Annotated in this window: 15 protein-coding genes and 1 tRNA gene; 2 read left to right on the plus strand and 14 right to left on the minus strand. The window is 56.4% G+C overall.

Annotated elements, in window-relative coordinates; all coding sequences use genetic code 11:
* Positions 1 to 8 precede the first annotated feature (8 nt).
* Positions 9 to 341 carry a type II toxin-antitoxin system RelE/ParE family toxin gene (locus tag K5Y33_RS20070; RefSeq protein WP_222234972.1) on the plus strand — a complete coding sequence of 111 codons (333 nt, stop codon included), beginning with the start codon at positions 9 to 11 and terminating at the stop codon, positions 339 to 341.
* A gap of 1 nt (position 342) precedes the next feature.
* Positions 343 to 627 (plus strand): NadS family protein, encoded by a 285-nt coding sequence (gene nadS, locus K5Y33_RS20075; protein WP_222234973.1) that lies wholly within the window; start codon positions 343 to 345, stop codon positions 625 to 627.
* A 57-nt stretch (positions 628 to 684) separates the two neighbouring features.
* Here the strand turns inward: nadS and K5Y33_RS20080 are convergent, their stop codons facing one another.
* From K5Y33_RS20080 to eptB, 14 genes are all read right to left on the minus strand, one after another.
* On the minus strand, positions 685 to 1,689 hold the full coding sequence (locus K5Y33_RS20080) for a glycosyl hydrolase family 8 (protein ID WP_210081020.1): 1,005 nt from the start codon (positions 1,687 to 1,689) through the stop codon (positions 685 to 687).
* A 9-nt stretch (positions 1,690 to 1,698) separates the two neighbouring features.
* The gene (gene bcsD, locus K5Y33_RS20085; RefSeq protein ID WP_110867897.1) at positions 1,699 to 2,145 is read right to left on the minus strand and encodes a cellulose biosynthesis protein BcsD; all 447 of its coding nucleotides are present in this window, start codon (positions 2,143 to 2,145) and stop codon (positions 1,699 to 1,701) included.
* Positions 2,145 to 5,948 (minus strand): cellulose biosynthesis protein BcsC, encoded by a 3,804-nt coding sequence (locus K5Y33_RS20090; protein WP_222234974.1) that lies wholly within the window; start codon positions 5,946 to 5,948, stop codon positions 2,145 to 2,147. The genes bcsD and K5Y33_RS20090 overlap by 1 nt, the downstream gene beginning before the upstream one ends.
* Positions 5,949 to 5,959: 11 nt before the next feature.
* On the minus strand, positions 5,960 to 8,491 hold the full coding sequence (gene bcsB, locus K5Y33_RS20095) for a cellulose biosynthesis cyclic di-GMP-binding regulatory protein BcsB (RefSeq protein WP_222234975.1): 2,532 nt from the start codon (positions 8,489 to 8,491) through the stop codon (positions 5,960 to 5,962).
* A complete protein-coding gene (gene bcsA / locus K5Y33_RS20100) occupies positions 8,488 to 10,593 on the minus strand; it encodes a UDP-forming cellulose synthase catalytic subunit (protein ID WP_101763798.1) in 2,106 nt (701 codons plus the stop codon). The genes bcsB and bcsA overlap by 4 nt, the downstream gene beginning before the upstream one ends.
* Before the next feature lie 54 nt (positions 10,594 to 10,647).
* Entirely contained in the window at positions 10,648 to 11,448 is an 801-nt protein-coding gene (gene bcsQ, locus K5Y33_RS20105; RefSeq protein ID WP_101763799.1) for a cellulose biosynthesis protein BcsQ, read from the minus strand.
* Positions 11,439 to 12,098 carry a cellulose biosynthesis protein BcsO gene (bcsO, locus tag K5Y33_RS20110; protein ID WP_222234976.1) on the minus strand — a complete coding sequence of 220 codons (660 nt, stop codon included), beginning with the start codon at positions 12,096 to 12,098 and terminating at the stop codon, positions 11,439 to 11,441. The genes bcsQ and bcsO overlap by 10 nt, the downstream gene beginning before the upstream one ends.
* A 473-nt stretch (positions 12,099 to 12,571) precedes the next feature.
* Positions 12,572 to 13,582: a dipeptide ABC transporter ATP-binding subunit DppF gene (gene dppF, locus K5Y33_RS20115; RefSeq protein ID WP_137384884.1), complete on the minus strand. Its 1,011-nt coding sequence runs from the start codon at positions 13,580 to 13,582 to the stop codon at positions 12,572 to 12,574.
* Positions 13,572 to 14,558, minus strand: a complete 987-nt coding sequence (dppD, locus tag K5Y33_RS20120; RefSeq protein ID WP_008104610.1) for a dipeptide ABC transporter ATP-binding protein — start codon at positions 14,556 to 14,558, stop codon at positions 13,572 to 13,574. The genes dppF and dppD overlap by 11 nt, the downstream gene beginning before the upstream one ends.
* Positions 14,559 to 14,570: 12 nt before the next feature.
* Positions 14,571 to 15,473, minus strand: coding sequence for a dipeptide ABC transporter permease DppC (gene dppC, locus K5Y33_RS20125; protein ID WP_110867893.1), 903 nt, complete (start codon positions 15,471 to 15,473; stop codon positions 14,571 to 14,573).
* Positions 15,474 to 15,482: 9 nt separating this feature from the next.
* Entirely contained in the window at positions 15,483 to 16,502 is a 1,020-nt protein-coding gene (gene dppB, locus K5Y33_RS20130; RefSeq protein WP_101763803.1) for a dipeptide ABC transporter permease DppB, read from the minus strand.
* Positions 16,503 to 16,700: 198 nt separating this feature from the next.
* A complete protein-coding gene (dppA, locus tag K5Y33_RS20135) occupies positions 16,701 to 18,311 on the minus strand; it encodes a dipeptide ABC transporter periplasmic-binding protein DppA (protein WP_101763804.1) in 1,611 nt (536 codons plus the stop codon).
* Between the two features lie 1,043 nt (positions 18,312 to 19,354).
* Positions 19,355 to 19,431 (minus strand) — tRNA-Pro (locus K5Y33_RS20140).
* A 104-nt stretch (positions 19,432 to 19,535) separates the two neighbouring features.
* Entirely contained in the window at positions 19,536 to 21,227 is a 1,692-nt protein-coding gene (gene eptB, locus K5Y33_RS20145) for a kdo(2)-lipid A phosphoethanolamine 7''-transferase (protein ID WP_222234977.1), read from the minus strand.
* Between the last annotated feature and the right edge of the window lie 19 nt (positions 21,228 to 21,246).

A 21,246-nucleotide genomic window follows, 5' to 3' on the forward strand; every position in this document is an offset into this window, starting at 1 on the left:
GATAGCCGATGAGTCATGCGATTGAGTTTATTGAAACTCCGATATTTACTCGCCAGATAAAGCAAATCGCCACGGATGACGAACTCAGGGAGTTACAAAAAACGCTTATCGAGTCACCTGAGAAAGGTGATCTCATTCAACATACTGGTGGCCTGCGAAAAATCAGGATGGCAACGGGTAATCAGGGAAAAAGTGGCAGTGCAAGGGTGATTTATTTCCTCGCCACCGTTGAAGTGATTTACCTGGTAATGGCCTACCCGAAAAATATCAAAGAAAGCCTCACGCATGCGGAAAAAGCCGAGTTGAAGAAGTTGACCCAACGATTAAAAGACGAGGTATAACATGAGTTTTTTTGACGAGCTGAAAGCATCGCTTGAAGAAGCTGTAGAAATTAAAAACGGTACAAGCGAGCCTGCTCGCGTTACCCGTTATGAGTTGGCTGATGTAAAAGCCATTAGGATGCAGCTGAACGTCTCGCAAAGCGAAATGGCGCAGGTCCTCGGCACCAGCCTTGATACCATTAAAAGTTGGGAAACGGGGCGGCGCAATCCGACCGGACTGGCCGCAAAGGTGCTGGCAATGATTCAAGCCAATCCAAAATTCTTCCACGAGCTTGCGTCACATTAATCAACAGCTCCGCCGTCCTGAGGTCGCCATTTATAGCGACCAGGCCAAAAATGAGATTTAGCGCTTTTCCTGATATGCCAGCCAGGTCAGCAGCTGCAGGCTGGCGGAAAAGTAGTTTTGATCCGCTGCCAGCGTGTCATTGAGATACTGGGTTTGGCCCAGGGTTAAATCGCGCACCGCAATCAATCCCCCCTCCATGTTGTACGGCGCTGGCGTGTTGCCCAACACATCATACCAGGCGGGCGTGGTCATGCGCGCCGAACCTTGCCAGACACGCTGGAACGGCACCAGACGCAGGCTTTGCGGGTCGTACCACCAGATATTTAGCGGAATACGGATCGCGTCATAGCTGAAGCGATTGGAATAGCCGACCGCCGGTGCCACAGAACCATCAGCATTCAGCGCCACCCAATCGAGCGGCAGGCCGGTTTTGCCGAAGTGCATCTCACCCAGCAAATCCATGCCGTCATCAATCAGCTCATTCCAGATACGCAGATGGCTGTGTTCCGCAAACTCGCGCCAGGCCTCAAACAGGAAATAGGAGGGATTAAGCACCACGTAGCTGGTTTTGTTGAAGCCCTGCGCGCCCGGCAGCATCACTTTATGTCCGCCGTAGCTGATCACATTCAGCTTGACGATCGCACGCTGAATGCGGTCGGAGGCCTGCTGATAATCGCCGCCCCACTTCTGTGCCGCACGTTGCAGCGCCCAGGCAATCAGAACATCACCATCAGACGCGTTGTTTTTGTCGGCAATCGGATCGGCGGCGCCTGGCGTGTAGCGCCAGTAGAACAGATCGTTTTGCGTATTACGCAGATGGCTGCGCGTCCACTGCCACAGCAGATCGAAAGTGGCGCGATCGTCATGCGCCACCGCCAGCAACATGCCGTAGCCTTGCCCTTCGGTATGGCTAACGTTGTTGTTGGCCGTATCGCTGATTCGGCCATCGCTGCCCATAAAACGGCTTTTATAGGTACTCCAGCCATCTGCGGCCGCCTGAGCGCTAAAAAACATCACCATGAAACACAGCATCCATTGACGCCAGAACCGCATCACTCTCATTACAGCATCCTATTGATATCGATAGTGCAGCGTGCCGCCGTCGTTGTTCTCCAGCATCACCGGCACCGCCGCGCTGCCGCCTTGTGCCTGCAGCCATTGTGCATACACGCCCGCCAGCACCGCGCTCAACGCCAGCTGCCAACGTTCAACACCGACGTTGCTGTCGCCCTGCGGCAGCGCGTGGTGCTGAATCAGAATGGCATTCTCCTGCGGCTGTAACTGCACAAAGCCCCAGTTAAATCGCGCCAGCTGCAAATTCATTTCACGCTCCAGATCCTGCACGGTGCGCGCATCGGGTAAAGGATAGCGTGTTGCCAGCGATACGCCGACGCCATTGAGAAAGCCTTCCGCTTCCTCGCCCGCGTTGTCCAGCATGCTCTCAATCATCGCGCTCACCAAATCAAACCAGCCCGGCTGATGCGGATGGCTGACGCGTGCGGTTACTTGCTCACTCATTAGTAATCTCCGAACATGTAACGGAAGTAAAGATTGGCGGTGCTCTCGTTGTAATCGCCAAAGGTGTCGTAGCCGAGCTGACCGCCCACGGTGACATCTTTGTTGATCTTATAATCCGCACCGGCATGCAGGTTGTAGCCAATGCCGTTTTTGCTGTCGCCGCTGTAGAACGCATCCTTCACGTAGCCTTGATCGGCCAGACTTTGCAGCTGCGCCTGCAACGACGGATTATTCGGGAAGTAGGCGCTCTTATCCTGACTGTAGGATTGATAACCCACCGAACCGCCGACGTTCACTTTCAGATCGTCAAACTTGCGGCTGAATTCGATAGGGAACGACACCGACGCATAGTTCTGCGGGCTGAAGTAACCGCCCTGACCGTAGCTGAAGTAGCTGAGGTTTTTCGAGTAATCCATCCACGACAAGCTCATGCCGACTTTCAGCTCGCGATCGTCGAGGTGATACGGACGCACATACGCGCCTGCGGTCGCCTGCACGCTGTTGTTGCTCGCCACGTTTTCGCCGATGTAGCTGTACGCGCCGCCGCCGACATAAAAACCGGCATCGCCGTTGTCGTAACTCAGCAAGGCGTTACCGCCGTTTTTAGTCACGCGGCCCCAGCGTTTACCGCTGGTTTTGTCTTCGACGCCGACATACGACAGCAAGCTGTCGGTCATCGCGCGGCGTTCACCGGTAAGGATCAGCGTCAGGAAGTCGGTCAGCTTCGGCGACCACTGCACGCCGCCCACCAGCGTACTCAAGTCCTGACCCAGCGGCGTGCTGCCGAGGTCAATCTTGTAGCTGTCGCCCTTCAGCGCCATGTTTAGCTCCACGCCGGTCGCGGATTGCGAATCGGTGGTGGAGTTGGGCGTATCATCAATTTTCGCCGCACCGGAGGCAACCACGTTGCCCTGCACCAGCGCGTTGGTACCGAATCGACGCCACGCGTCGCCACCGGCGCTGCCGGCGGTGAGGGAAACCGGCGTCATGGTGAAGTCGAAGCGCGACTCGCCAAACGGCACGGTGGAGAAGGTGAGCGGCGCTTTGGCTTCGGTCAACTTACTCAAACCGGATTCGCCATCACGACCGCGTACCTGCATTTCACCCTGCACCCAGGTGCCGGTTTTCTCTTGCAGGTCATCCATCATGTTGTCGATTTGGCGCAGCGTCTGGCTCTGCTGAACCGCCGGTGTGTTGCTCGCCAGCGTCACGCCTTCGGCGCTGCTGGTGGCCGCCGGTGCCGACTGCCACGGCATCACCGCGCCATAGCTGGAAGGCGTACGCCCCACCGGCGAGGTGCCGCGATTGATAAACGGATTGTCGGCCAGCGCCAGACCACCGACGTTTGGCACGCTGCCGGTTTCTGCGCCCTGCAGACCAATCAGCTGACCGCGCGCGGTGCGCAGGTAGCTCATCGCCTGGCTGTGTTCGCCGTTGGCTTCGGCCACGCGGGCTAACAGCAGCAAGCGATCCGGCGACTGCTCGTTGCGCAGGCCGCGCGTTAAGGTATTGGCTTTGTTGACGTCATTCTGCGCCAGCGCCACGTTGATGGCGCCGGTGCGCGCGTCTTGCGTTGGCGTATCTTGGGTCATCAGGTAGTCGTATACCACGCCCGCTTCTTTGTTCATCTTGCCGGACTGGTAGAGTCGCGCCATGGCGAACATCAGATCGCGGTTCTGCGGATCGTGCTGCAGCGCGCCCACCAGCTTGTCGTAAGCGGCGGCGTACTGTTTCTGCTCGCGCAGGCGATCCACTTCGTTGATCACGTAGCCGTTGCGGATGCCCGCCAGCTGGGTTGGCGTGCTGCGTGCCTGTAGTTCCGGGCTGCTGAGTAAGCTCTGCGCTTCGGTATTCAGCCCCGCCTGATTCAGCACCGCCACCTGCGCGGCGTAATCACCGGCATTGCCCTGAATGCCGCGCTGCATATTGCTGCGCACCACGGACACCGCGCTGGTGAGATCGCCGGCTTTTGCCAGCTTCTGCGCCAGGTTACCGGCATCCACCGGATTGGCGGGCGGCGTAGAGGCCAGCGCGCGCAGGGTGTTGGCCGCTGCCGCGTTCGAGCCCTGCGCCAGATACTGATCGGCGGTAGCCATCTGCAGGTTGAAGTTGACGCGCTGCGCCAGCTCGCGCATATCGCTGTTTTTGCTGCTGTTGGGAATGCGAGACAGCAACTGACTCGCCTGCTGCCACGCGCTGCTTTCGCTGGCGTTTAACGCACCTGCATAGAGTTCGGTGGTGCTGGCGCCGCTGCGCATAGTGGGCTGCATGATATTGGCCGCCATCATGTTATTGCCCTGCGCGCGGTAGAGACGTGCCAGATCGAGACGCAGCCAGCCATCGTTGGGATAGCGCTGAATACCCGAGGTCAAGGTGGCGATGGCGGCGCTGTTATTGCCCGCCGCCACTTCACGTTTGGCCTGGGCACGAATTGGATCGGTGCTGCTGCCGCGCGGTGCCACGCTTTGGCGCACGCTGTCGGGCAGTGATGCCAGCAACGTATTGGCTTCTGCGCCACGGTTCTGCTGACGCAGCACGTAGAACAAGCCTTCTTTGGCGTTGCGGTTATTGGCATCGCTTTGCAGGATGGCGCGATAGGTTTGCTCCGCCTGATCGAACTGATTGCTGCGACGCTGCACATCGGCACGGAACAGTTTGGCGGAGACGCCTTTCTCGCCGTCGGCCTGCGCCAGCGGTTCGCTCAGCGCCAACGCCTGCGCGCTGTCGCCATTTTTCAGCGCCTGCTGCGCGGAGGCCAGCTGCGCGTAGAAGCGTGCATCGGCGGCCTGCTTCTGGCGCGTATCGCTCTGATCGCCACCCATCTGCGCCGCGCGCGTCAGGTAATCCGCCGCTTCGGCATAACGTCCGGCGCGCTGGGCAACATAGCCCATACCGGCCAGCGCATCCGCATCTTGCGGGTTAGCTTGCAGTACTTTCTCAAAGTTGTTCTGCGCGTTGCTGACGTCGCCGCTGTTCAGCGCGGTAAAGCCTGCGCCCTTCTCCGCACCGCCAACGTTTTTACGGTAGTAATCCAGCACCGCGTTGTCTTGCGGATGGCGCTGCTGCCAGGTTTGATACAGCGACGCATCGGACGCCTGCGGACCCAGCCACAACAGCGCCTGACGCAGCGAACGGTCCGCTTCTTTGTTGCCGTCTGCCAGGCTGCCGAGCACATCGATACCCTGACGACGCGTTGCTTCCTGATAGGTCAGCGCTTTACCCAGCGCCAGCTTGGCGCCGGTATCCTGCGGATGATCGGCGGAGAACTGACGCAGCGCTTCAACCGCCTGCGGCAGCAGCGAACGATCGCCCGCCATGGTCAGATAATATTCGGCTGCCACGCTCGGCGGCGGTTCGTTGCCGCTGAAGGTGTTACGCCAGGTTTGCAGCGACGCCGCGATGTTGCCGCTGCGTGCCTGCTGGCGCGCTAACTGCAGCTGCGCCTGCGGAATGGTTTGCAGCTGGCGGGCGTTATCCAGCTCGGTGAGATGCGGATCGTTCGGCGAGGCCGCGCTCAGGCGCGCACGCCACTGCGCTGCTTCCGCTGTGCCGCCGCTCTGCTGTGAATAGAGCGCCAGCAGATAGAGCGCCTGCGTGTTGTTGGGCTCAACCATCAGCACTTTCTGCAGCGAGGCTTTGGCCAAATCGTCATGCGCTTTCTGGTGCCAGTAAGCCGCCTGATCGAACAGCGCCTGTAACGCAGGATTACTGCTCTCCGCCGCCAGCAGCGACTGAGAGAGCGTCAGCGCGCCACCCAGAATCAAGGCATGGCGAATACCGGCACTTAACAGATGTTTTTTCATTGTTTTTATCCTTACTTCTTGCCGGACTTGCTATCAACTTTTGGGTTGAGACGACGCCACGCATGACGTTTCAGCATCACCCACGCACCGCCGCCGACCAACGCTGAAAGCAGCAGCGCCGCCAGCGCCATCAGCACCGAGTGCTGGTTGGCATACCACACCACCATCATGTACCACGGCATTTCGCCGCTCGGGAATTGCGGGCCGACGCGGAAGCTGCGAATGCCGTTCTCATCGGTGATGATGGCGGTATCGCCGCGAATCCCGGCGTTGATGCGTGCAGAATTCAGGTCTTCATGCAGGCGCAGCAGTTGCTGATCGCTGGTCGCCACCGTCATCACCACTAAGCGATCCGGGTTCCACGGCGAGCGATAGCTGACAAAGCCGCGCCACGCTTCGTTGGAGGAGAAGTAACGATCGGCATCCAGCGGCTGGCGATACCAGTCGCCGGTCAGCCAGCCACGCAGTTTGTCCCAGGTGGTGGGCTCTTTCACGCCCAGCGTGTTGCCGCTGGTATCGAACGGCGTGTTGGCCAGCATTGCCTGGTTGAACTCGTTGTTCTGCGTGGTGCTGACCGCCAGCAGATCGCTCTGCTGCAGGCGCGTCATGTTGGTGCCGCCGTTTGGCAGGCCAAACAGCACCTGATTTTGCAGCAGCGGTACGCCGGTAGCGTTACCGGCGCGTGAGGCCATATCCAGCAGCGTGGCGATCTCCGCATCGCTTGGTTGTTCCGGCAACAGCAGCGTGGTCTGCGAGAAGTCCGCCAGACGCGAGAACGGGAACGAAGCGCCAACAAAGTAAGAGAGATTTGGCAGCATGGTGAAGTGGCGCGTATGGCTCAGATCGATCCACGAATCCTCTTCAATGCGGCTCTTAATGTTGTTGTTCAGCAGCACGCCGCACGGCGCATCCGCTTTCGGCTTGATGTTGAAGTAGAGCGCCAGCTGATTGTCACCGTAAATCAGGTACGGTTCGAGCTTCAGGGTGTAATGCTCCTGACGCGCGTCGCCGCCCAGCCGATGCCAGGCGCTCTCCAGCAAACCGACTTTATTCACCGTAAGATTGCGCAGGAACGTGCCGTTAATCATGACGTTGAGGAACGAGTTGTCCTCATCAATCCAGCTTTCGGATGGGAAGCGATAGTGCAGCTCCACCGGAATGGTGTCGCCATCCCACAGGAACAGGTCTGGCGCCGCGCGGAAGTTGACGCTCAGCGCATCGTGCCAGATGCCGGTGGTGGTCAGGCTCTGATCTTTGCGCAGCAGTTCGCTCAAACGCACCGGGCGCGTGGTGTTGATCCAGCGCGGCGCATCGTACGGCTTACGTTCACCTATCGGCTGCGGCTGCACGTTAAGGCTGCTGGCATCGGTCGCCAACGGCTGAGTGGTTAAACGGTTAGCGGCCTGACGTAGCTGATCGTCATTCGCGCCCACCACCAGCAGCAGTTTGTAGACCGGATTGTTCGGGTTATCGATCACCTGCAGCAGCGGACCACTGGTGGCTGGCAAGGTTACGGTACCAATTTTGTCGCCCGGATGGCCGACCAGAATGCCGTTGTGTTCAGGCAGATCGCCGCGCACCACCGGGAAACGGATGCCACGATAATCCGACTGAATGCCCATCCACGATGCCACCAGCGCAGCGGCGCTGATGCTGTCCGGCGCGACATTGGCGGCAAAGCCAAAGGTGACGCTGGCGGGCGTCATGCGCTGCGCATCAATAAACGGACGCGGGAAGTTACGCAGGCTGGTGCCAATGTTCAGCTGCTGCCCTTCGAGGCTCAGCGTGGTCTTCGGCAAAATCGACACCTGATACTGCTGCGCGCTCTCTTTCTCGCACAGCAGCTTGTCGGCATCGTTAATCTTGAAGCTGAGGTTGTTGCTGGAGACCACCATCGCCGCCGGAATATCCAGCTGGTAATCGCTGACATCGCTGTCGCTGGCGCCCAAAGGCAAGGTACCCAGCGGCTGACCGTTCAGCATCAGCTGCAGCGAGGTGTTACGCGCGGCCAGCGCCGCCGAGACGCGCAGCGACAGATTAAGACGCGCGTTGGTGATCACTTCATCGCTGGGCAGCGTGAACATGATGCCGGATTGCAGCTGGCCGCCGGTCAACGTAATGCCGCGCGGCTGGCCCATTTGCGCCACCGAAACGGTGCTGCTGATTGGCTGGTTAAGCGTCACGGAAGACGTTTCTGGCATCATCGCCGGTGCGGTTGGCGCTACCGTTGGCAGCACCATTTCTGGTGCGGCAGCAGGTTCGCTGGGCGCAGGTTCAGCAGGCGCGTTGTTTTCCGTTGTCGATGCGGCTTCCGGTGCGGTTTCGGGAGCGGTTTGCGGTGCGGTTTCCGCTGGCGCATAAGGTGCAGCGCCCGCTGCCTGTTGCAGCTGCGGATCGGCAGCGCTTTCGATGCCTTGCGGCGGCGGCACGTCTGAAAGTGCAGCGCTATCCTGAGTGACTGGCGGGGTTTCGGCCCACGCTGGCGCGAGCAGCAGCGCCGTTGCCAGCGAGCTTGCCAGCAACGTTTGCGTCAAATTCTTCATGCAGCGCTGTCCTCTTTTACTGCGGGCTGGTTGTCACGCTTACGCTTCTCACGGCGATCTTTCCAGGTCAGCCAGAACAGCTCAAAGACGGTACGAATAATGGTGCCAAGCGAAACCAGTGGATTGTCTTGCTTATACTCCGGCTGAATCCACGCATCGGCACGCGCCAGTACCACGCGCACCAGCTCACGGCGGCGCGACAGCGGCATATCGCCAAAGCGCAGACGGATGCTCTCCTCATCGCCGGAGATTTTGTTCACCGGAATGGTGATGGTGCCCGACTTCAGCAGCAGATCGATCTCTTCAATTTCATCGTGCTCGTGACGATTGTCCGGCGCATCCAGCTGCGCGCCGCCCATCGACAGATCGCTGGTTTTCGTGCGTGACGAGATGCCGCTGGCGTAGTGAATCACCGCCGGGATCTGCACCTCAATACGGATGGTTTTACGCACCTGCTTGGTTTCGCGCGCCACGGCAATCGCCGCCATCAGGATAACCAGGCTGAATACCGCCCAGCCGACGTTGAGCGCAATAACGTAAGGATCGACACCAAAGTAGTCATGCGCGGTGGCGCGCACCACGCCCGCGATGATGCCGATCGACAGCAGCACCGCGACAATCACATGTGGACGCACGATGTGGAAGTCGAAGAAGCCCTGATCGAGCAGGCCGCCTTTATCCGTTACGTTAAACTTACCGCGCTTCGGCGCCAGCATGGTGAGCAGCGTTGGGATGACGAGGTGGAAGCACATCACGGTTTCGTAGATTTCGCCCCAGAAGGTGTAACGGAACTTGCCGTTCATTCGCGAGTTGACGTAGAGGGACATCACCAGATGCGGCAGGACGTAGGCGAAAATCAGTGATGCTGACGAGTGAATGATATTCAGGTTAAACAGCAGGTAGGCCAGCGGTGCCGTCAGGAACGCTACGCGCGGCAAGCCAAACTGGAAGTGCAGCATGGCGTTGAGGTAGCACAGACGCTGCTGCCACTTCAATCCACGGCCAAACAGCGGGTTATCAACGCGGAAGATCTGCGTCATGCCACGCGCCCAGCGGTTACGCTGCACGACGTGCAGGCCGAGGCGCTCGGTTGCCAGACCGGCCGCCAGCGGAATCGCCAAAAAGGCCGATCCCCAACCGCGACGCTGCATTTTCAGCGCGGTATGCGCATCTTCGGTCACGGTTTCCACCGCAAAACCACCGATCTCTTCCAGCGCGCTACGGCGAATCACCGCACAAGAACCGCAGAAGAAGGTGGCGTTCCAGTTATCGTTACCCTGCTGCACCGGGCCGTAGAACAGTGAACCTTCGTTCGGGATGCTGCGCGCTGCGCGCAGGTTACGCTCGAACGGATCCGGTGAATAGAAGTAGTGCGGGGTTTGCAGCAGCGCCAGCTTTGGATCTTTCAGGAACGGACCGACCGTCGCCTGCAGGAAGGTGCGCGTAGCCACGTGATCGCAGTCGAAGATGCAAATCAGCTCACCTTTGGTGATCTTCATCGCGTGGTTGAGGTTACCGGCTTTAGCGTGATTATTGTCGTCACGGGTGATGTAACCCACGCCAACATCGGCGGCAAATACCGCGAACTCACTGCGCTTACCGTCATCCAGCAAATAGACCTTCAGCTTGTCGCGCGGGTAATCAATACACTGCGCCGCCAGCACGGTATCACGCACCACATCGAGGCTTTCGTTGTAGGTCGGAACATAGACGTCCACCGTCGGCCACAGGCTGGTATCATCCGGCAGAGGTTCGATGGTGCGTTTTAATGGCCAGGTGGTTTGCAGGAAGCCGAGAATTAAGATCAGCCAGACATACAGTTCGGCCAGATATAAGCCGATACCGAGAATCGCTTCAATCTCAGAATTAAATTGCAGCGTCTCCGTAGTACGCCACCAGATATATCGGGTCGACATCAGCGCGGATAAGATAACCATAACGATGGTTATTTTGCGGCTTTTGCTGAAGCCCAGTAAAAACATCATCCCGATGCTGATTAAGCCAAATATATATTGCTTCTGGCTGTCCATAGGCGTGATGACGATTACCGCCGCCACCGGTGCAAGCACCAGCAGCAGCAGGTAAAACCCGAGTTTACTCATGATTCACCCTGAAGAAGCTGTGTTGTTATTATGTGGCCGGAGTCGGCCTCATTATTAATAGTGGCTGCGAAAAGGTGCCTGAACTTCGCCGTTACCCACGGTGATATCCAGGATATTGGCTACGCGTTTTGCCACTAATTCGATATCAAACGCAGCTGCAGACGCTGGGCTGAAATCATAAACCGATTGTTGCGAGGCATTGGCTTCCGCGACGCTTTCATCACGATGAACCACGCCTAATAAGTTCTCACCCAACCGCTGCTGCATAAAAGCGGTGACTTCACGGCTAATATTGCGGCGGTTATCGCTCTGGTTAAGGACAAAATAGTGACCACGTTTATTATTCAGCGGCCGACCGATCATGCGGTCATTTTCTATTTGCGGCAGCAACGAGACCGATGCGGTATCCGCTAACATCACCACTAAATGCATATCGGCAAGTGCCTGCATTGCTTTAAGCGCCGGACCCGGACCGGGGGGAAAATCGGCAATAATCACCAGCCCCGGATAATTCAGCACCGTATCCAGCCCGCGTTTCAGGAAATGCGGATCTTTTACCAGATTTTCTTCAAAGCGTTCACGCTGCTCTTCGCTGACCTCGCCATACGGCATGACGAAAATATTGCCGCCGGTGGTCAGAATCGATTGGCTCCAGTCAGCCTGATCTTCAGAGCGTGCTACAAAGCCGCGACCATCGTTCAGCGGTACACCGAAATGCAGGCGCAAGGCGTTCTGAACATCGAAATCGATTGCCAATACCTTGCTGCCAGCGCGAGCCAGACTCCACGCAAGGTTGGCCGCCATGGTGGTTTTCCCTACTCCCCCTTTTGGCGAGCACACACAAACTAACGGCATAGCGCAATCTTCTCCAGTAGCGGTTTTAACGGTGTTTCTTTTGACAGGTTAGCCGGCTCGGCTGGACGCGAGCGGAACAGCGCACCAAAGCGAGACGGGGCCGGCGCAGCCGGACGTGCCGGTTCAACCGCAGCGGCCAGGGTTGGCGCAGGCACTGGCGCGATTGGCGCAGGAGCTGCCGGTGCGGCAACAGCAGCAGGCTGAGCGGCTGGCGCGACGGCAGGTTTTGCTGGTGGAAACAGTGAGGTTGTCGCCTGGCGCTCGACCCGCGTGGCTTTCGGCGCTAATGGCGTCGCAGAGGAGAGCGGCTTAGCCGACGGCGCGGGCGGAAACAGCGATGAGCCGCTCTCCGGTTGCTCGGTGGCAGGTGCGTTCAGGCTATCGAGAATCGATGCGCGCGCCGGGCTGGCTGGTGCAGCCTGAGCCGGTTCCGGCGGTGCGCTGAATTCATCCCCGCGAATCGGCTGTGGTTGCGGCATATCGATGCGCTGACCGCTGCCTAATTCAGGCTCTTGTTCGGTGGTCAATTGACGCAGTAACGCCCACTGACTTTGATCGGCTTCCTGCGATTGACCGGACATATCCTTAAAAGCGATGTCAAGCGTCTGCGTTTTCTCTTTAAAACGCTGCAGATCGTCGTAATTCTTCATGATCAGAGCCTGTAAAAGCGGGAGGGAATTTTCCGCGAATATATCACACACATTAAAAGACGGTGAGACAAATCTGATTACTAAAACAGCGCATTCAATAAAAGAATTCTATCTTTAAGATTGAAAAAGCGGGAATGCAAAAAGCATGCAGTGATTTATGGACGGAGATTAATTAGTATCAATTAACAGAAATAATCACGCAGGGGATTTTAACCTAAGCTACTGAAAAACCTCTACTGCGCTGCAAGTTATGGATTTTATTCTACAGTGACATTGCTCACACAATGATGATGAAAATAGGAATTTGCCTTTACGCTATATATCTTAATCAGGACCAATTGTTCACAGATGCAGTGGCGTAATGCTTTTGCCAGGGCTTTCGCGGTAACACTTTTTGTCGTTAATTTATCTCATGTATTAATCAGCAAAAAGAAAGGCTCCCAAAGGAGCCTTGATTCATTTATGGCAGTAATTTATGACACGCCTACCGGCTGATTTTCATCCTGATCAACCGCGAAGCAGGCGATTTGCTGATCGCCATATTGCTTCAGTTTTGGCTGCAGCTGAACGCAGGTGCCAAAACGACGACGGCAGCGCGCGTTAAACGCACAGCCCGGCGGCGGATTGAGCGGGCTTGGCAACTCGCCCGTCAGTTTGATGCGCTCGCGGCGATCGTCCGGGTTGAGGCGTGGTGTCGCCGACAGCAGTGCCTGCGTGTAAGGATGACGCGGATTGCTGAAGATCGCCTCTTTGCTGCCCTTCTCAACGCAGCGGCCGAGATACATCACCATCACCTCATCGGCGATGTGTTCCACCACGGAGAGATCGTGCGAGATGAAGACGTAGGACAAGCCTAAATCCTGCTGCAAATCCATCATCAGATTCAGCACCTGCGCTCGCACCGACACGTCGAGCGCCGAGACCGGCTCATCGGCGATCAGCACATCAGGATCGAGCATCAAACCACGCGCAATAGCGATACGCTGACGCTGGCCGCCCGAGAACATGTGCGGATAGCGATCGTAATGCTCGGTTTTCAGGCCAACCTTCGCCATCATCTCCAGAGTTTTTTCCTTGCGCTCCGCTTTGGTCAACGAGGTGTTGATCACCAGCGGCTCTTCCAGAATCTGGCTGATTTTCTTACGCGGATTGAGCGAGCCATACGGGTTCTGGAACACGATCTGAATTTTCTGGCGACGCAGTTTCTGCGCCTGCGGATCGTGTTTTAACAGATCCTGACCGTGCCAGAACAGCTGGCCTTCGGTCGGGGTTTCAATCATCGTCAGCAAGCGGCCCAGCGTGGATTTACCGCAGCCAGACTCGCCGACCACCGCCAGCGTTTTGCCGCGTTCGAGGTTGAACGAGACGCCATCCAGCGCTTTGACCAGACGTTCCTGGCCAAACAGACCTTTCTTCACCGGGTAGTGTTTTTTCAGGTCAATCGCCTGCAGCAGGTAATCCTGCTTATCGTTATCAAGACTCATAAGTCGGTCTCCCGGCATCATCCAGTGGGAAGTGACATTTGGCCTGGCGGCCAGGAATGTCGCGCAGCTCCGGCTCTTCGCGGCGGCAGCGATCGGTCACATACGGGCAGCGCGGATTTAACAGGCAGCCGGTTGGGCGATCGTATTTACCCGGCACTACGCCAGGCAGCGAGGCCAGACGCGCTTTATCGGCAGCAAACTCCGGCAGCGCGCGCAGCAAGGCTTGCGTGTAGGGATGACGCGGCGCTTTGAAGATATCCACTGCTTTACCGCTCTCCACCACTTGTCCGGCATACATCACGATGATGTGCTGAGCCGCTTCGGCCACCAGCGCCAGATCGTGGGTAATCAGGATCAGCGCCATGTTCTCCTGCTTCTGCAACTCCAGCAGCAGTTCGATGATTTGCGCCTGAATGGTCACGTCGAGCGCGGTGGTCGGCTCATCGGCGATCAGCAGTTTCGGTTTGCAGGCAATCGCCATCGCGATCATCACGCGCTGGCTCATCCCGCCCGACAGCTGGTGCGGATAGACATCCAGACGCGATGCCGGGTCGGGAATGCCCACCTGATCGAGCAGATCAATCGCGCGCTGACGACGGGTACGTTTGCTGCCGCCCTGATGCACCTTCAGCGCTTCCATGATCTGGAAACCCACGGTGTAGCAAGGGTTGAGGCTGGTCATCGGGTCCTGGAAGATCATCGCTACTTCGGCGCCCACCAACTGGCGGCGCTCTTTTTCGGAGATTTTCTGCAGGTCGCGCTGATTGAATTCCAGTTTCTCGGCCATCACGCGGCCGGGATAATCGATCAGGCCCATAATCGCCAGCGAACTGACCGATTTACCGGAACCGGATTCCCCGACGATGCCGACTACCTGGCCTTGCTCGACCTGATAGCTGATGCGGTCAACCGCACGGAACGGTGTTTTTTCGTCGCCGAAATGCACCGATAATTTGTCTACATTTAATAACGCCATCTCGGTGCCTCTTTACTGCTTGAGTTTCGGGTCGAGTGCATCACGCAAACCATCGCCCATGAGGTTGAATGCCAGAACCGTTAGCAGAATGGTCACTCCAGGGAATGTCACCACCCACCAGGCACTTTGCGCATACTGCAACACGTCGGAGAGCATGGTGCCCCACTCCGGCGTTGGCGGCTGCGCCCCCATACCGAGAAAGCCCAACGCCGCCATATCGAGGATGGCGTTGGAGAAACCTAATGATGCCTGCACGATCAGCGGTGCCAGGCAGTTAGGCAGAATATTGATGAACATCTGGCGCAGGGTACCGGCACCCGCCACGCTTGAGGCGGTAACGTAGTCGCGGTTAACTTCAACCAGCACCGCAGCACGCGTCAGACGGATATAGTGCGGCAAGGCGACGAAGGTAATCGCCAGCGAGGCATTAACGATCGACGGACCGAAGATCGCTACCAGCACCAATGCCAGCAGCAGGCTTGGCAGCGCCAGCATGATATCGACCACACGCATAATGATGGCGTCAACCACGCCGCCAAGGTAGCCGGCCATCAGGCCAAATATCACGCCGAGAATCAGCGACAGCACCACCACCATGCAGCCAACCAGCAGCGACAGGCGCGCGCCGTACATCAGGCGCGACAGCACATCGCGGCCCACGTCATCGGTACCGAGGATGTAGCTCCAGCTGCCGCCTTCCTGCCAAACCGGCGGATGCAGCAAGGCATCACGGAATTGCTCAGCCGGTGCGTGCGGTGCCAACACATCAGCAAAGATAGCGATTAACAGCATCAGAACGATGTAAACCAGGCCGATAACCGCGCCTTTGTTACGCCTGAAGTAGTGCCAGAATTCCTGCAACGGGGTCATCGGCTTGGGTGCAGCAGTTACGCTTGCGGGATCAACAGCAGACATGATTCCCCCTTATTTCTTATGACGGATACGTGGATTGACCACGCCGTACAACAGATCAACCAGCAGGTTGACCACGATGATCAGAATCGCCACCAGCAGCACGCCGCCCTGCACCACCGGATAATCACGGCGTTGCAGCGCTTCGATCAGCCAGCGACCGAGTCCCGGCCACGAGAAGATGGTTTCGGTCAGAATCGCACCGGCCAGCAGCGTACCAACCTGCAAACCAATCACGGTGACGACCGGCAGCATGGCGTTACGCAGCGCATGCACCACAATCACACGCATACGCGTCAGCCCTTTGGCGCGCGCGGTGCGGATGTAATCTTCACCCAGCACTTCCAACATCGAGGAGCGCGTCATACGCACGATCACCGCCAGCGGAATGGTGCCGAGCACGATGGCCGGCAGAATCATGTGCATCACCGCATCTTTAAAATCACCCTCTTCGCCCCACAGCAGCGTATCAATCAGCATAAATCCGGTGAGCGGATGACTGTCGTCAAGGAAGATGATGTCGCTGACGCGCCCGGAGACCGGCGTGAGGTTCCATTGCACCGAGACCAGCATGATCAGCATGATGCCCCACCAGAAAATCGGCATCGAGTAACCAGTGAGCGAGATGCCCACGGCGGTGTGATCGAAGATCGAGCCGCGTTTTACCGCGGCCAGCACGCCAACAGGAATGCCGACAGCGACCGCGAACAACATGGCGCAGATGCCCAGCTCCAGCGTAGCTTTGAAGCGTGGTACGAATTCGTCCCAAACCGGGATACGGCTTTTCAGCGAGATGCCGAGGTCACCGTGTAAGACGCCGTTGATGTAGGTGATGTATTGCTTCCACATCGGCTGATCGAGGCCAAACTGCGCCATCAATTGCGCGTGACGTTCAGGAGAGATACCGCGTTCGCCGGCCATGATCAGTACCGGATCGCCGGGGATCAAGTGGACAAACGCGAAGGTCAATAACGTGATACCGATGAACGTTGGGATGACAAGGCCCAAACGTCGGAGTATGAATTGCAGCATAAGCCTGGTTCTCTGACATTTCCCACAGCGTTACCGCCGGGGACAACATTGCTCAACACTCGCAGCCAGCCGAAGGCGGACGCGACGCAAGAAGCGCTTCATTAGTAGAATTTGCCGGAAAAAAAGAGCGGAATACGGGCGGCGAAGGTGCCGCCCGAGGGCCAGCAATGCTGGCCCTGACCGCGATAATCCGAAAGGTTATTCCTGGATATCGACGTTTTCGAAGTGATGTTTACCTAATGGATCAACCACATAACCAGAGACTTTCTTACTCACTGGCTCGTAGACGGTTGAGTGAGCGATGATCAGCGCAGGAGCCTGGTCATGCATCACTACCTGAGCCTGTTTGTACAGTTCAATACGTTTGTTGTGATCGGCTTCAGCACGGGCTGGCTGAATCAGATCTTCAAACGGCTTGTAGCACCAACGTGAGTAGTTAGAACCGTCTTTCGCCGCTGCACAACTGAACAGCGTGGCGAAGAAGTTATCCGGATCCCCATTATCACCGGTCCAGCCCATCATCACGGTCTGGTGTTCACCGGCTTTCGCCCGTTTCAGGTACTCGCCCCATTCGAAGGTGACGATTTTGGCTTTCACGCCAATTTTCGCCCAGTCAGCCTGAACCATTTCCGCCATGCGACGTGCGTTCGGGTTGTATGGACGCTGAACCGGCATTGCCCACAGGTCGATGGAGAAACCATCAGCCATGCCTGCTTCTTTCAGCAGCGCTTTGGCTTTCTCAGGATCGTAAGCGTAATCTTTGATGTCGTCGTTGTAGCCCCACATGGTTGGTGGGATCAGGTTTTTCGCGGCCTGGCCAGCGCCCTGATAAACAGCATCAATGATGGCTTGTTTGTTCACTGCCATGGTCAGTGCCTGACGCACCTTCACGTTATCCAGCGGCTTTTTCTCGGTGTTGAACGACAGGTAACCGACGTTCAAACCAGGCTGTTCCATCAGGTTAATTTTGTCGTCTTTCTTCATGCTGGCGATGTCGGCCGGGTTCGGGTACGGCATGACCTGGCACTCGCCTTTCTGCAGTTTCGCATAACGCACAGAGGCGTCTGGCGTGATGGAGAACACTAAGCGATCAATCTTCGGCTTGGTGCCCCAGAAGTCTGGGTTAGCTTTATACAGAATGCGCGAGTCTTTCTGATACTGCTGCAGTACGAACGGACCGGTGCCCACTGGATTGAGGTCCAGCTTCTCAGGCGTGCCCGCTTTCAGCATGTTGTCGGCATATTCTTTAGAAATGATTGAGGCGAAGTCCATGCCGAGGTCAGCAATGAACGGCGCTTCTGGACGCGTCAGGGTGAAGCGTACGGTGTAATCGTCAACTTTTTCGATTTTGGCGATCAGCTTAGGCATGTCCATGCCTTCGAAGTATTCGTAGCTGCCGCCAGAAACACCGTGATATTTGTTGTTTTTGTCGAGCTGACGCTCGAAGGAGAACACGACGTCATCGGCATTGAAGGTGCGGGTTGGCTTGAAGTCTTTGGTGGTTTGCCACTTCACGCCCTGACGCAGGTGGAAGGTATAAGTTTTACCGTCCGCGCTGACATCCCATTTTTCTGCCAGACCTGGCTGCAGCTCGGTGGTACCGGTTTTGAACTCAACCAGACGGTTGTAGATCGGTACCGAGCTTGCGTCGTAGGTGGTGCCCGATGTGAAGAGCTGCGGGTTGAAGCCTTCCGGCGAACCTTCTGAACAATAAACAAGGGTTTTCGCCTGGACACCAGCGGCAACGGTCATAGCAATCAGGCTGAGACCGACCTTCAGCATCCTGGATTTAGCCAGGGAGTTGATCATGTTTTGCTCCATTGTGATGTGATGTTGTGTGCGTCGCCCGACCTCTGATTTTTTTATGCGGCTCGGGCAGGTCAATTAAGAGTAAGCAAAATGTGAGCGGTTATTTTTTTGTGCTGGCACCGTGGAATCTGTCAGACACGTCCTTCTCTACATTTTATTGACGCATCAATTTGTCAACAGTTGCAATGAACGTCAATACAGTGTGGGGTTATTTACATAGAGTGTGACTAAGTGCAAGCAACGATAAAAAACACCCTTCTCAGCCTAAGCCAAAATTTAAAAAGGTGATAAAGCGCTCAATGCCGCGTGATTATCTGGCTATGTAGTCAAATAGCAGTGATTATCACCGCTAAAAAACACACAAAACTTATTGGTAAATGTTGAATATCTGAACGATTCTGCGTGCGTTATGACGTTCAGGCAGCGGAATGTGCTAGGGAAATGGCATAAGAAATCAGCATGATGCATAAACCGGTCATAAGAAGAATGTTTCGCGAATTAAGCCTGCGGGTTCCATTTGGCGTGGGGTGCAAGCTTGAAAGTCGGAATAATAGTGATCATTTTTGATTTGAGAGATGGAACGGTTGTATGTACGGGTTTTGCTGATTATTGGTGCGTTGCTCAGGAAAGGCGGCTCGAACGCAAAGTCGGCGTGAATACGTCCCTGTAGCCTCGACCGCCGCATCCCTGCGGCGGACGCTTTGCTAACCGAGCCGCCTTCCCATAGCCTGAACGATGGGTTTCGCTTTAAAACAGAGCGCAGCGGAATTTGATAAGGATGGGATACGGGCCGCGGAGTAAAGCTTCCGGCGCATGGACAAAAACGCCGGGAGCGTTTTTGAACAACGCGCAGCGTTGGCCCGCGAAGCGGGCGAGCCTCAGGGATGAGGCGAGTAACCGTCGGCAGAGCCCACAGGGATGTGTCCACGGCGACTTTATGGAGCGGCCCGTATTTCATCCTGATACGCACCTAACCAGTGAAGTAATCCACGCATATTACAGACGAAAAAAAACCTGCTTATAAAAGCAGGTTTCTTCAAAGATGGTCGGCGAGAGAGGATTCGAACCTCCGACCCACTGGTCCCAAACCAGTTGCGCTACCAAGCTGCGCTACTCGCCGATGGGGGCGCATATTACTGCGCTGCTAAAAAAGCGTCAATGCCTTTTACTGAAAACCCAACTGATCGCCTGGAAAGCAAGCAGCGGTCAACAACCCCAAAAAAATCACAGCGCTTTAGCAGGCGCGGCCGCTGGTGCTGAACACCAATTATTTGCGTCTTTAATTCCGCCGTCCGGCGAGGTGTAGCCGAGGCAACCCATGATGGTGTCGAACAGCTCAACATGACGATGGGTTTTACCCACGCGCTGCTGCGCCTGTAAACGCTCGAAGTTGCTGCGGTTGGTTGGATCTTCAAGATACTTATCAGAAGCCCACACCATCATCGGTACACGGAACTGCTCCGGTGGCGCCATCTCGCGCGGCGTACCGTGCAAGTGCATATTCTCGCTGATTGATTCACCGTGATCGGAGGCGTAGAACACAATCGCCTTCTTATCACGCAACTGATCGAGCACGCTATCCAGCATGGTATCAACATACAAAATCGAGTTGTCGTAGGCGTTAATCAACTGCGCCTTACTGCACTTCTCATCAACGCCCATGCACTCCGGCTGATAGCGCGCGAAGTCTCGCGGATAACGTTGTGAATAAAGGTAATGCGAGCCTTTGGTGTGCAGAATCACCACGTGCTTGCCTTTCGGGAAGCGCTGTAACGATGCCTGCAACTCCGGCACTAACAGCATGTCATCGACCGCTTTGCCCTGATTACGCTTCTCTGAACCAATCTGCTCACGGAACGAGAAGTTATTGGTGTCAGCGTTATCGTAGAACCACACTTCGCTCTGCATCGCGAACAGCTCAGACGTGAAGCCCAGCGCTTTCAACACGGCGAAAACATTTTGTTCTTTCAACGTGCGGCCCGGATTATCCATGGTGCCGCCTTCGCGCACGAACATGCAGCGCAGCGACAGCTTGGTGGCGGTATCACAAGATTCACCACGGAACGCGACCAGGTTCTTCTCTTTCGACAGCTTCGGCGTGGTATCACGATCGTAGCCGAGCATGCCCATGTGATCCCAGCGCGTGGTTTCGCCAATCACAAACACCATATAGGTATCGTCGATGCCCGCAGGCGCGACGTAAGTAAACTCTTTTGCCGGATCGAGTAACTTCTGGCCATCCCACTCTTCATCAACTTTGGTCCAGGCGAACAGGCCCAGCGCGGCAATCCAGTTGGATGGCAGATACGAGTGCGCCACCACGCCGCCATAGCTCGGCAAATCGATGTTGGTGATCTCTTCATTCACCTTCTGCAGCTTGTCGAAATAGCGAATCGGCAGCCAGACCAGCGCCACGCTCAGCAGCATAATGGCTACCGGCTTCAAACGTTGCCCTGGCGTTTTAAGTTGTTCAATCAGTGTCTGGCTAAGCTTATTGCGCCAGATAAGCAGCAGCGGCAACGCACTCACCAGCACCATCCACAGCACGAAATGCAGACCAATCACTTCTTTAGAGAGATCGATATCGGTGGTCATCACCGAGGCGATAATGCCGTAGCCAATCACCACGTTGAAGAACGCCATGTAATAGGCGGCGGCAACAGAGATGATCACGGTGAGTGTGGCGAGAATGCGGTAAACCCATTTGCCGCCCAGCGACAGCAAGCGCATCAGGAAGAAAGTCAGCAGTACCGCTGCCATCACTTCCGCCACTGCAGAGAGCCAGTTAGAGATATTGGATTTCGTTAAGAAGCCGTCAAAGCGGCGATAAAATATCGGTAAATTCAGTAAGATACCGAGATATAACGCAAGCAGCAGAGACAGCTTTTGCTGCGTTAAACTTTTAATATAATTCATGAAAATTTTCTATTCCCGA

This window comes from Pantoea sp. DY-17 (assembly GCF_019795975.1).
In the GTDB taxonomy this organism is placed as follows: Bacteria; Pseudomonadota; Gammaproteobacteria; order Enterobacterales; family Enterobacteriaceae; genus Pantoea; species Pantoea leporis.